The sequence below is a fragment of the Candidatus Leptofilum sp. genome (genome assembly GCF_965223525.1).
GTDB lineage: Bacteria > Chloroflexota > Anaerolineae > Promineifilales > Promineifilaceae > Leptofilum.
The window spans coordinates 1-13,009 of record NZ_CBDCWX010000003.1 but is presented as its reverse complement, the minus strand read 5'-3'; the positions used below and the strand labels follow the sequence as shown (position 1 = coordinate 13,009).

Genomic DNA, 13,009 nt, shown 5'->3' with positions numbered 1-13,009 from the left:
TCATGGGTCGAAAGTGTGCAGAGTGACCAAAGCTGAGATGAAATCCGGTGAGATACGCTTCACATTCCGCCTGAATTCACATATCGCAATGTAACCGCTCAAGTTTTTCTTATGCACACCTTTGAACATCCTTAAAAAGTTACGCACATCCGTCCACATGCCTTCGGCCGTGTTGACATGCACTTCGCGAATCCCGTCACCATCGTCATCACGCGCCCACTCCTTGTCGCCATGAGAGACGGTGGCATGTGGGCGAATCACATGATTGTAGCTTTGGTATTCGTCTGTATACAGTTGAGACCCAGCTAGCGTAAAGCGATGCACGTGGTCAACCAGGGTCTCACCTTTTGTATCTTTAACAACACGCAAGCGAACTTGTCCAGATTGACGCCCCACTGTGCCCACAACAGGCGGTCGGTCATTGGCATACGTGCCACGCCCTCGCCGTTTGTTGGCGCGACGACGGGGCGGGTCAGCTGAGTCGAAATGCTCACACCCTTTTTTCCCCCGCATTCTGAAACATTTCATCGGTTTCAGTTTCATCATCCAGGAGCGGGGTTTCTGGTTGGAGCTGTTCCGCGTTCGCTTGCAGGTCATGACGCAACCTCAAAACCGTTGGGTAGTTGATGCCCAATTCGGCTGACAAGATTGTCGCAGGTTCTCCTTTGAGGACACCGCGAACGAGCAACAAGACTTGCATTGGAGTCAAATGATGTTGTTGGAAAACGGTTCCCGTATACAAGTTGTAAGCGGCTTGACACTGTTGGCAACGGTAAACGGTCAGTTGACTGCGCTTTGTCGTTCGGAACTTGCGGGCTTGGTCTACGCCGACTTGACAGACCGGACACCCAAAGCCATTGGGATGGAAATGTTCAATGATCCATTGTGTACAGTTTTCTTTGTCGAGTAAATCGGTGATTGGGAATTCCATGATTCCCAATTTTACCCGATTCGCACACTTTTAATAGTTGAGCCAAAGAAACAATGATCAAATCCCGTTCCTGACCTTGCATTCGTTCTACGGTATCCACAACGATTTTTTGGCGAACGGCCGTATCCGGCACAAACTTCCGCAGTAAATTCCGAATCAGCCGCCCCTGCGCCCGATACGGAGCCACCACCCCAATTTCCTCAGCCGGAAAATCGCAACCCAGCAATGTGGTGATCAAATCTACCACCGCATACGCTTCCCGCTCACTGTAAAAAGAATTATTGCGATGTGCCAAATCCCAAAATAGTTTTGGTTCATCCGGGTCTAAAATATCTTCTAAACGATTGGGTGGAGATGGCAGCTCAATCTGCCGCTGCGCCGCCGTCGGAACAGACACCAGTAAGCCACCGTAAAATTGTTGGCTTGGCCACTCCGTCAAAGCCTCATTCATGCGGTAAGTTTCCGTTAACATTGTGGGGGTATGTTTCTTTAGATAACCAAACACTGAATTGCTAAAAGCTCCTCCTGTTAGGCGCGTTGTCAAAACTGGAGGGAGCTGTTTGTCATCCCCAAAAAAGATATATTTTTGCCCAGCCAACATGCCCATCACGGCCAAAGGCAGCGTAATTTGGCTGGCCTCATCAAAAATAACCGTGTCAAATGTGACCGAGCCAAGCCGCTGCGTGCGCGTGGCAAAAGGGGTAGCACCAACCACATAGCCACCCCGCTTATCAGCCAACGGCGACACGTGAAACGTCTCATAATTTTTCACCAGCAAATCTTTGGCCTGGATGGGATGCCCCACTTTGATCACGTCAATCTGGTTATCCTGCTTGTAAAGGGCGTTTAGCGCATTATTGATGGCGCGGTGCGTAAACGAACAGATCAGCACGCGCTCCCCATCGCTCACCAAAGCCCGCGCCAATGTGGCTAATACGCGCGTTTTCCCAGTACCGGGCGGCCCCTGCACTAAAAAAGCCAACTCGGTGGCATACGCATTTGCCATTGCATTACATTGATCCCAGTTGAGTTCCAGCGTTTCAGCAATTTCCAAGCCTTTTGCATAATAGCCTGGATCAATTTGAGGCTTTAATTTGCCCATCAACAGGGGCAAAATTTGCTGTCGCCCAACACCTGAATCCCCAGCCTCAGCTAGCGCGGTGGTGATGTAGCTGCTCAAATCAATGAAACCCATGTCAAGCGTCCAACCGTCTTTCACCTCAAAAACCTTGTCCCATTCCACCGGGCTCTCGCAAGAGATGATGAGTTCAGTTTCTTCATCTTCAACTAAATTGACCATGAGATGATCGTGGGCAAAAGGATTGTTGCGACTTAAACAGAGGATGTCGCCTTCACGAAAACGGGAAATATTGCGCGAACAGGTCAGCTCAATGAGCCCATCTTTGCGAATTTCTTTGAGGCCAACGTTTTCAATGGCGAAGCCTTCGGCAACGCGGGTAGAAAGTGGTTTTTCCCATTGGGTGTGAACTTGCTTGCGCTGTGCGGCCGTTTCTGTGAGTACCAAATCCCGCAACCCGTTAAGAAATTGGGCCATTTCCTGTTGACTGGCAAACTTATTATTCATCACTTTGCCCTCCTGCAAAGCAAATTAGTAGTTTTTGATTAACTCCACATGCCCCCGCAGGCTTTCGGCCATTTTGGGAATGGAGATGTGTTCGTCTACCACGTGCGCCTGGCTTTCTTCGCTGGCGGCGTAGCCAATCATGGTGAGGCCGTGTGGGACAAAGTGACGGCCGTCTGTAGCAAACTGGTAACTGCTCAATTTGGCCTCACACTCCATGCCCGCACTGATGAGCGCCTGGGCACGCTGTACTTTTTCGTCATTGGGTGGGGTGTAAAAGCCGTAGATTGTTTCGTCGGAGTCGGGAAAAGGGGTGGGGGTGGTGCAAAAACCATCTTCCAGCACGACGGGCTGAGCGCCAGCCACGCGCCGCACAAAGTCGCAGAGGCTTTGGTGGCTCTCGCTTGCCGTGCGGAAATCGAGGCAAACGCGCGTCCAGGCGGGAGTCACGTTGGTGCTTTTGGTGTCTACCTCGATAATGGTGGGGGAAACGGTGGTTTTCCCTAGCAGTTCATGTGCCGACAACTCACTTTTTGCCGCCTGTAAATCCTGCAAAAATTTAGCGAGGGCGTAGTTGGGGTTCACACCTTTCTCTGGCACGCTGGCATGGACGGAACGGCCGTTAAACTGCACCCACATCTGCGCAATCCCTCGATGACCCAACGCAATTTTATTATCTGACGGCTCACCCAAAACCACCAAGTCCACCGAATAATCCAGGTTCTCTACCCAATGTTTTGCACCCGCGCCGCCGATTTCTTCCTGCACCACGCCGCTAAAAACCACGTCTCGGCGGGGGCGGATGCCCATTCGCAGCAGTGCCGCCATGCTGTATACCTGGACCGCCAGCGGCCCCTTGATGTCGCAGGCACCCCGCCCCACAATGCGGTCGCCAACGATTGTGCCGCTGTAGGGGGGCACAGACCAGAGGCTGGGTTCGCCCGGATCGACGTGATCTAAATGCGTGTTCAAAACCAATGCGCCCAAAGATGGATCGGTGCCCCGGATACGGCCGTTTACATTCCCAATCTCGTCAATCCACACCTGATCAAAATTGAGCCGCTGCAATTCGGCCGCCACCAGCTCCGCAAGCTGCGCCTCTTCAAACGGCATACTCGGCATCTGGATTAGCCGCTGCGTAAAATCAATGCAATATTGCAAAAGGGCATCCCAATCGAGGGTCATAATTATTCCTTGGAGTGGCTGGTTGCTAGGGGTTAGTAAAAAACTACCACTAACCGCCAGCCACTAACCTAAATTCAATAAATAGACGGAAAACGCCACCACTTCCCGCACGTAAGAAAAAGTTCGCGTCGCAGGGCTAATCCAGCGAATGGAGCGCGTGGGCGAACTGTACGCCGCCATCTGCAAATCATTGGCGACTGCCAACGCCCGGCGCATATGGTTGGGCGTGCTGACGATGAGAAACGTTTCTAGCCCATTTTGCTGGGCTACCAGTTGGCCGCTTTGCAGATTTTCAAACGTAGAGGTGGAGGTTGTTTCGACCAAAATGTCATCAGGATTGACGCCCTGCGCGATAGCGACATTGCGCCCCACTTCTGCTTCGGCCAGCTCATCACGGTTGCCCACGCCGCCCGTAAAAATCAGCTTTTCTACTGTGCCGTTTTGGTAAAGCTGAACGGCATGGTTAATTCGCTCCCGGAAAATGGGCGACGGCCGTTCTCCCCAAACCGCTGCTCCTAACACAATGGCCGCATCTGCCGAGCGCGTTTCATCCCGCAGCGAAAACAAAAAGACCGTCATCGCCGCGTACCAGCCCAGCAAAAGCACCAGAGCCATGATGCCCGTGACTATTCGTGCTAAAAGGCGAACGGCCGTTTTCAATAGTTTCATCAAATAAATACATCCATTTTTTGCAGCGAATTAACCCGAATTAGCGCGAAAAGAAACAATTCGGGTAAATTCGCGCTCATTCGCTGCCAGCTTCCGCCAGCTCCCGCTGCCAAAACCAGCGCGCCAGCCACAACCCCCAAATAGGAATCAGCAAGATGGCAAATCCGCCAATGCCCGTTTCGCCAATGGTGTACGCGAGCGGCGGCGGCACCAAGGCTTCAATCAAGGCCAGCAGCGTCAGCGCAATGCCCACCACGTTGGTAAACTGACCGAATCGCAGCGATTCTGGCCGCAGCTTGCCCGCCAGCCAAATGAGCCACAGCCCCATAAAAGCAAAGCTAATCGTCTTTAGACCACTATCACGAATCGGCTCCATGTAATCCCAAATTTGGGCCACAAACAGCGGGTTGCCCTGCGCAAAGCGGGCCACCACAGGCGTGCCCAACTGGTCAATGAGGCTGGCAATCAGGCCAAAGGCAGCCCCCACAATGCCCAGTGTGGTGAATCCACGCGCACAGCTATCTCCACGCCTCAACTCTGCTAAATGACCTACCAGGAAAACGGCCGCACACAAGCCCACCGTCGCCCCAACATGAAATATTCGCCAGGAGAGTGCATTGTCGCGCACAAACGCCAAGAAAAGTTCGCTGCTGTCCCAAAAGCCTGGCGGCAATTCCTGAATTTGCGGAAACCAAACAAATAGATTTACGCCCACAGCCACCAACCACCCCAATGCCAATACCCAAGCTGCTAAAGTTCCCAGTCGATTATAAGAGATCATTCAATCCTTCCTGCTGCTTTCTTGCCTAAAATCAATGCACCGAGGTTACGGTAAATGTTCAGCTAAAAATGCCTGCATTTGCGCCGTAAAGGTATCGGGGTCTACGGTGAAGATGTTCAGATGACCCGCGCCGGGAATGGTGTGCAGTTGCTTTGGCTCGTTAGCAGCGGCAAAAATGGTACGCCCTTGCGCCACTGGCACGATGCGATCCTGCTCGCCGTGCATAATCAGCAGCGGCATAGCTAAATTTGGCACAATATCCGCCGTCCGAATCTCGGTGAGCGGTTCGTCTGTCGCTGCGTTTATTCGGCTGAACACGGTGGGAGCCAGAAAACCCGGCGCACGGGCAATGCTAGGCATAATGTTGACCATGTTTTCTTCCAAACTAGCGTAGGTGCTTTCCAGCACCAGCACGGCCAAATCAGGGAGTTGGGCAGCGGCCAAGGCAGCGGCAGCACCCCCCATTGATTTGCCAACCAAACCGATCCGAGCGGAGTCCACCTCTGGGTGCGTTTGCAGATAGCCAAAGGCGGCAATCAGATCGTTCGCTTCGGCTAGGCCCCAAGTGGAAATAGCGTCACCACTCTCACCATGATTGCGCAAATCTACCAGCAAGGCACCATACCCTGCCTGGTGCATGGCGGCGGCTTGAACCAGCAGCGCGCCCCGATTGCCACCAAACCCATGTGCGTAAATGAGTACCGCGCCACTCCCATCTTCGGGCGGCGGCACAAACCAGGCGGCTATCGTCACGCCATCGGCCGCAGTGAATTGCACCGTTTCGGCGGTGAGGCCAAAGTCGGCGGGAGTTTGGCTGGGCTGGGTGCGCCGTGGATAGAGCAATCTGTCTGCGCTTTGCCCAATGATGCGATTGCCGTACCAAACGGCCGTACCCACCGCCACTACCAATATTCCAAGAATTATCCAACCAACAAGCCCCATACGCCCTCGCTTTTTGCTACGACTCATCAAACGCTCCGATCAAATTGAGTACCGCCATCGTATTCAGCGTTGCTTTCGGCACAAATGAACTGACCATCACAAATTCCTGATCTTTACTGCCATCCTCGCTACGCTCCGAGCAGTGGGCATTGCCCCCAGATGGCCCCAGCCCGTCGATGCAAGGCACCTCCGTCCAAAAATGATTGCCATCGCTCAAACCACCCCGCTCCTCGGGCAAAATGGCGAATCCCAGCGATTCGCCTGCCTCTTTCCAGACGCTGAACAGGCGATCTGTGGCCTCATTCCGCGCCCACGGTGGCGTTTGACGATACAAATTCACTTCCACAGAGCAAGCGTAGCCGTCTAACGGACTATGCACATCCGATTGCCCATTGAGAGCCAAAATCTCGTCCACCGTCTCGGCAAAGACCGCGGGCTTGAAGGTGCGCATCTCCAGCCAAGATTCTGCATCGTGCGGCACGCGGTTGGTCACCACACCGCCCCGCATGGTGCCAACGTTTACCGTCACCTGCCGCTCGTAGTTGGTGATGGCCGCCAGCTTGAGGATGGTGTGCGCCATCTGCACCACCGCGTTGGCCCCGTTGGGATGGAAACTGCCAGCATGAGAGGCACGACCTTCCGTTTTTACCTGGAAGATTGCCATGCCTTTGCGGGCAACTACAATCTGATACGTGTCGTCCACCTTGCTGCCGCCTTCAAAAATGAGGCAGCCCAGCGTATTGGGCCCGGCCAGCCGCTTGGCGCACAAACGGCCGAAATCTTCCGCCTCGGCCTCTTCAGACGCATCAATGAGAATGACCCAGTTGATGGCGTCGAACTGCTCTGGAGCATGCTGCTGCAAAGCCTCTAGCATCATGTAGATGAGAACCGTGCCGCCTTTGATGTCCACCGTACCGGGGCCGTAGATGCGGTCGCCCTCCTCACGCCAGTGAAAATTGTTGCGCTCCTCTTCATGAGCAGGAAACACAGTGTCAAAGTGGGAGACGAGGCCAATGGTTTTGTTGGTACGGCCGTTCCGCGTGAGCACCAGATGTTTACCGTAATGCATAATAGCTGACTGGATGAACTCCGCTTCAAAGCCAAGCGGGGCAAACAGTTCGGCCGTCATCTTCCCTAAGGCATTCACCCCGGCAGCGTTGGCCGTAAAGCTGTTGATACCTACCATTTTGTGTAGCGTCTTTAAATAACTGGGTAAATTTGTTTCAAAATGTTCCTTCAGAGCAGAAGATAACGCATTGTGATCCATAGAGACTTCCTTAAATATAATATGAGTTGAATAAATTATCTTTCTACCACGTTGGTACTGTTTTATCAATTAACATTGCTGACAAACAAATTGAGCCTTCGTTACCGTTATCGCGAATTATTATATTTCGAAATATAATAACTCTTAGTGTGATATTCGTAACCTTTGTAATTTAAAGATTAATAGCGTTATTTAGCAATTTTTTGGTTCTTATTTATTTTCCCTCTAAGAACTAAGAAATTATTTCCAGAAATTTAGGAGAGGATACACTATGGATGGATTTAGGCACATTCTTGAACGTCCCATTTTCTTGGTCGCTGGCGTTGTCTTCGCAGTTGTTGTCGAAGAATATTTAGAAACACAGTCAATAGAACTAGAAAATGGTTTAATTTTCACTTTTGCGGTTTTAATCGTCCTAAGTACATTTTACGTTTCAAAAAGCGGGAAAACTTTGACTCAGCTAGTTGAACAAGAGCTCTCTATCTTTGGGGAAAAATTGGCACGACATAATGACAAAATTGAAGATAAAGTCGAAATCATTGATCAACGAATTGATAGAACCATGAAAGCCATAGGGACTTCTTTTGAATATGTTAATGATCGTTGGGTCCGGGGAGAACTCAGAGAAGGAACGGTTTTCAAAAGAGTTATGGAAATTGTAAATACAGCCCAAGAGGAAATTTTGATTTCCGGTTATAGTGACAAAAAATTTGACAGATCTTTGTTGGAGGTACAGAACTCAAGTGAGGTAGAGGAGACAAACCGCACATGGCGTCTTCAGTATTTAACTGCAATCGAGGAACTATTAAATAAGCGACAGGATAAATTCTTTACCTATTTTCGAATAATTCAAATGCCTGACACCAATATAGATTTGACTAGCGAGACATTGGGAGAAGTTGAATTTAATCACTGTCATGAGGTTCTCCAGATTAGGGAAAGGACTAGAAATCCATCAATTAAAATAATGAAAATGCAAACAGAGCGCATTTCCACCTTTGTCATCGTTGACAAAACATATTTAATCCTCTCGGATATCGGTACTAGAATGACAAATCAGGGTGAGGGAGAGTATTTAGCCGGTGTTTTTATCATAGAAGATTTAACTGGTTCTGTAGTCGAAGGTTTTCGAGATTATTTTATGAAAGAGCTATTTGCAGATGCACAACCAATCGAGCTAAGCCAACTTTTCATTTCCGGTGGAGGGTCATCTCTCTAATCTTAAGTTTCATCTTCCCAGATACAAAGCAAAAAAATATTTTCAACTCCTCCTCGGATTTTCTATTCTTAATCTATTTTGAAGTGACATTCATTACCCATTTACATTAGCCAACCTTAGCGAAGGAAATCATTATGCAAAAAGAGTTTCATATACAAAATATATTTGACGCTTTAAACTCTAGTGGCAAAGGTGTCATTGGACCATTAAAAGATAAATGCATGCATTTGCAAAATAGAGTAATTGCAATGGCAAAAACAGGTGACATCGTCGCAGTTTCAACTGATTGCCCAGAAGAGTTTTTCAATTATATTTGCAAGATAAAGAGGGTCTCGAATGTTACACTTCTAAAATTTGCCTCTGAAGAATCTACTGAGGACATGTCCCAACAAAGTATTTCCTCCTATACAATTTTCGAGCTAATCGAGGCTTTTGATCCAAAACTGGCTAGTAAAGTTAAAAAATCGAAACCTAAATTGCAACCTTATATGCATTCAAATTCATTTTATGAAGCTGCAGAAAAACACAACTGGATTCACTCAAGCCTAGCAGTTCCAACTGATATCATTGGTCAAATGAATGATAAAACGGTGCTGTTTCAGGAATGCACCAATAAGGGTATTCCTTTTCCCAAAACTAAAGTGGTAAACAAAAGAAATTTCTTGGAATCTATTGTGGGATTTTTGAATGAAGATAATAAAAATTTTTTGTCTAATAAATTATTCATTCGTCAGGCAAGAAGTGGTGGGGGTCTTGGCAACATCACTGTTGAGCAGATAAATAATAAGTACTTCGTGCATGAAACTCGTGAGCTTTTATCATTAAACGATTTTATAGATAGAATGAACTTGTTTGCAGATGATAGTCATTCCTTCCAATTTGTGGTCAGTGAGTTACTTGAATTATATGCATCTCCAGGTTCATTATTCTATGTCGATGATTTCAAAACGCATATCGTTGCACACACTGGGCAAATATTAACCAACAAAAGAGAATTTACTGGCTTTATGTATCCAATTCGTAATTCAAAAATTAATAAATTCATCCCAATAATCGAAGAATATATTGAGGAATTGACAAAAGAGTGGCGAAAAAAGGGATTTCGTGGTTTTGGTAATATCGATTGGATGATCAGCCGATATAATGAGAAACTTTATATTGCTGAGCGTAATGCTAGACAAACAGCTGTAGTGTCTCCCTTAAATCTTCTTTATTCGATAACTCAAGGTAACAATATTGACACTCCTGATCTGCCGAACTTACCTCTAAATATCTCAGTAATTACCCAAGATTCATTGCATCTCCACACCCCAAGTCCTAACGCTCCCTCGAATTCTTTCGAGTCCATTAAGCGCAAGTTAAAAGATTCTGGTTTGCTATTTGATGAAACGAAAGGAGAGGGAATAATTATTACAATACCGCCAACTTTGACCTATGGCCCTAACCAAGTAGGCATCATGATCGTAGGGAAAAATCCTATTCGTGCCATCAACTTACTCAGAAACTGCTCTATAGTTCTAGAAGCAGAATTTTTGTCCCCTGCGACCCCTGTATATTGGGATGATTGGTCAATTCTTTAGGGTTAGGAGATGGACACTGATGAATACTAAGGAAATTACTAAATAATTATGAACGGGATCATTGCAGCCGGCGGGGAACATACTGTTAATGCAGGAGCTTATATCTTACAAAAAGGAGGAAATGCAGTAGATGCAGCTATAGCAGCCACCTTTGCCTCATTTGTTTCCGAGGTTGGAGTTGTCCATCTTGGGGGATCGGGCTTTGCCAATATTTACGATAGCCAGAATGGTCGAAGTTTAGTTTACGATTTCTTCAGTGCAATGCCAGGTCTTGAAGGTAACAAACATTCTGATAAAAGTTTAGATTTCAATTCAGTTGAGGTTGATTTCGGTAGTAGCAAGCAATCTTTTTTCGTGGGTAGAGCGTCTGTTGCAGTTCCTGGCAACATTGCTGGTTTGTGCCAAATGGCAGCAGATCATGGCAGATTACCCTTAGAAATCCTCCTAGAACCAGCCATATCTCTAGCTACTGATGGAATAAGCATTGCCAAGTTCCAAGCAGACACTTGTAAACTATTAGGTCCAATATTCACACACACACCAGAAATGCAAGAAATTTTCGCCCCAAATGGTCACATTGTTAAATCTCAGGAATTCTTCAAAATTCCTGGTCTTGCTTTTTCGCTAGAACAATTAGCACAAGAAGGGGTCAAATATGCGCGAAGAGAAAATTGGACAACACTTGTGAATAACAAGCTATTTCGGAATCATGGACTAGCTTATAAATTTATCAACGATCAAAGGCAAAATGGAGGTCTGATACGAGCATTAGATCTTGTTTCATACAATGTTTTTAGATTTCCTTCAATAAGAATTTCTTACAGGGAATATGAGATATTGCTGCCCCCTCCTTGCTCTACTGGTGGGATACTTACTGCTTTCTCACTAAATTTGCTTAATCGTATCAATTTTAAGAATGTCGAATTTGGATCTGTTCAACATGCACAAATTTTTCGTGAAGTTATGGCTGCAACTCTCAGAGCTAGACCTTATTGGGATAACGCTATAGGAAAACGATCCGTCAGTGAAGCAATTGCCTACTTCTTAAGCAATAATTTTATCAACAGATTCTTTAATGAAATTAAACATGCCCTTATAAATAACAAACCCACATCCGTTGTCCAAGAGTCAAATGGTGCCGGCAATACAAGTCATTTAAGTGTAATAGATAAAGATGGCTTAGCGGTAAGCATAACCACAACAGCAGGTGAAACTGCGGGTTTTATTGTTCCTGAAACAGGATTTATACCCAACAACATTCTCGGTGAAAGTGATCTTAATCCAAATGGTTTTCACAATTGGGAACCTGGAGTAAGGATACCTACTATGATGTCTCCTACTATCGTTTTGAAAAGTGGGGTACCTTTTTTAGTTGTAGGAAGTGGGGGAAGTGAGCGTATCAGAAGCGCAATTATTCAAGTGTTAATTAATTATCTTGATTTCAAGATGTCTCTTAACGAAGCAGTAAACGCACCAAGATTTCACCTTGATGCAACATCTGCTGAGAATTCTGGTTCTAAGATTCAGGCAGTTTTACAATGCGAGTTTGGTTTTCAAGAAGAAATTTTAAACCAATTAGAAAATATTGGATATGATGTAAATCGGTGGCCGGTACGCAGCATTTATTTTGGTGGGGCGCACTCTGTTTCTCGTACGGCAGACGGCCGTCTCGTTGCCGCAGGCGATAACAGGCGGGGTGGCGCAACGGCCGTTGCCTGATAGTCATTTTGTGACTCACTCTCAATTCCCGTGTCAGAGAAGTACCTTGCAAACTGACTCACAAAGGGAATTTGAATGAAAACCCCTCGCGCACTAATCGTTGAAGATGTTCCCGACTTGGCACAAATTTTCACGCTTGCCCTAACGGCTGCTGGCTTCCGCACCACCAGCGTGGCCGATGGCTCAACAGCTAAGCACTATTTGGCAACCGAAACCCCTGATTTAATTGTGCTGGATGTTCATCTGCCATTTTACAGCGGCGATCGTTTGCTCGAGGAGATTCGCAAACTACCCCGATTTGAACATACCGTGTTTATCATTGTCACTGCCGATACGCGCCGAGGGGAAGAACTGCGTAATCAGGCTGATCTCGTCTTGCACAAGCCAATCAGCTTCACGCAGCTTCGCGATCTATCCAAACGCCTTACTGCGGTGATGACCCATCTACAAACTGGGCCCTTGCCAAAATTGGTGGATAGCGAACGGCCGTAAGCCCTACCCCTCGTCATGCCAAGTGCAACGAAGCATCCCTACCAAGTCACAACTGCCGGACTCTTTGCTCAGTGGACTAGTTGGCAACTGTATTCTTGCGGGATTCTTCCCTACGGTCAGAATGACAGATGGGAGTTCTAGCGCAACGCGAGGTCAGCGATCATGGTGAGGAAGACGCTGTTTTCTAGCTGGTTATATTGATTGGCGGGTGCTTCGGCCCAGGCCACGATGTCCTGTCCGTCCTCGACCCGCGCCATGAGGAAGCCCCACACCGTACCGGCTTCTGGGTCCTCATAGCTAAAATCGACCCGCAGCCAGAGCAAGCCCCCCAGCGGAAATTCATACGGCTCCCCCACCTCAAAGTTCTGCACGTCTGCGCCTGCATCGCGCACCAGTGAGGTGACAACGCCCCGCGTATCCAGCGTGGTTGGCTCCGTGCGTAGCGCGACGAAGGTGGTAGTCCCCGCCCCAAACCATTCCCAACTACCCACCTGCTGGTAGGCAAAGGTGGCTGGTTGCGCCACCGTAAAGCCGTCCAGCGTGGCAATTGGCCAACGACCGGGCTGAAGGCCGATGCCCACGTCCCGGTAAGCCCAACTATCGGCAATGGTTTGCACCACGGCTTGGGTGGTTGCTTCGTCA

Annotated in this window: 12 protein-coding genes; 4 read left to right on the top strand and 8 right to left on the bottom strand. The window is 48.0% G+C overall.

The window, feature by feature from the left end; genetic code table 11:
* From ACOQPM_RS00090 to ACOQPM_RS00060, 7 genes are all read right to left on the bottom strand, one after another.
* A complete protein-coding gene (locus ACOQPM_RS00090; protein WP_420627180.1) occupies nt 1-528 on the bottom strand; it encodes a transposase in 528 nt (175 codons plus the stop codon).
* A gap of 344 nt (nt 529-872) precedes the next feature.
* Nucleotides 873-2,516, bottom strand: coding sequence for a DEAD/DEAH box helicase (locus ACOQPM_RS00085; RefSeq protein WP_420627179.1), 1,644 nt, complete (start codon nt 2,514-2,516; stop codon nt 873-875).
* Between the two features lie 24 nt (nt 2,517-2,540).
* Nucleotides 2,541-3,698 (bottom strand): M20 family metallopeptidase, encoded by a 1,158-nt coding sequence (locus tag ACOQPM_RS00080; protein ID WP_420627178.1) that lies wholly within the window; start codon nt 3,696-3,698, stop codon nt 2,541-2,543.
* Nucleotides 3,699-3,761: 63 nt separating this feature from the next.
* The gene (locus ACOQPM_RS00075) at nt 3,762-4,367 is read right to left on the bottom strand and encodes a YdcF family protein (protein WP_420627177.1); all 606 of its coding nucleotides are present in this window, start codon (nt 4,365-4,367) and stop codon (nt 3,762-3,764) included.
* A 76-nt stretch (nt 4,368-4,443) separates the two neighbouring features.
* Nucleotides 4,444-5,148 (bottom strand): hypothetical protein, encoded by a 705-nt coding sequence (locus ACOQPM_RS00070; RefSeq protein WP_420627176.1) that lies wholly within the window; start codon nt 5,146-5,148, stop codon nt 4,444-4,446.
* Between the two features lie 45 nt (nt 5,149-5,193).
* The gene (locus ACOQPM_RS00065) at nt 5,194-6,117 is read right to left on the bottom strand and encodes an alpha/beta hydrolase (RefSeq protein ID WP_420627175.1); all 924 of its coding nucleotides are present in this window, start codon (nt 6,115-6,117) and stop codon (nt 5,194-5,196) included.
* Nucleotides 6,107-7,357 carry a M20/M25/M40 family metallo-hydrolase gene (locus tag ACOQPM_RS00060; protein ID WP_420627174.1) on the bottom strand — a complete coding sequence of 417 codons (1,251 nt, stop codon included), beginning with the start codon at nt 7,355-7,357 and terminating at the stop codon, nt 6,107-6,109. The genes ACOQPM_RS00065 and ACOQPM_RS00060 overlap by 11 nt, the downstream gene beginning before the upstream one ends.
* A 271-nt stretch (nt 7,358-7,628) precedes the next feature.
* Here ACOQPM_RS00060 and ACOQPM_RS00055 point away from each other — a divergent pair, with 271 nt between their 5' ends.
* The 4 genes from ACOQPM_RS00055 to ACOQPM_RS00040 all read left to right on the top strand — a co-directional run bounded on the left by ACOQPM_RS00055 (nt 7,629) and on the right by ACOQPM_RS00040 (nt 12,367).
* Entirely contained in the window at nt 7,629-8,576 is a 948-nt protein-coding gene (locus ACOQPM_RS00055; protein ID WP_420627173.1) for a hypothetical protein, read from the top strand.
* Nucleotides 8,577-8,710: 134 nt separating this feature from the next.
* A complete protein-coding gene (locus ACOQPM_RS00050; protein ID WP_420627172.1) occupies nt 8,711-10,156 on the top strand; it encodes a hypothetical protein in 1,446 nt (481 codons plus the stop codon).
* Nucleotides 10,157-10,204: 48 nt separating this feature from the next.
* Nucleotides 10,205-11,875, top strand: a complete 1,671-nt coding sequence (locus ACOQPM_RS00045) for a gamma-glutamyltransferase family protein (protein ID WP_420627171.1) — start codon at nt 10,205-10,207, stop codon at nt 11,873-11,875.
* 75 nt (nt 11,876-11,950) lie between these two features.
* On the top strand, nt 11,951-12,367 hold the full coding sequence (locus ACOQPM_RS00040) for a response regulator (RefSeq protein WP_420627170.1): 417 nt from the start codon (nt 11,951-11,953) through the stop codon (nt 12,365-12,367).
* A gap of 137 nt (nt 12,368-12,504) precedes the next feature.
* Here the strand turns inward: ACOQPM_RS00040 and ACOQPM_RS00035 are convergent.
* On the bottom strand, nt 12,505-13,009 hold a 505-nt coding region (locus ACOQPM_RS00035), incomplete at its 5' end, for a hypothetical protein (RefSeq protein ID WP_420627169.1).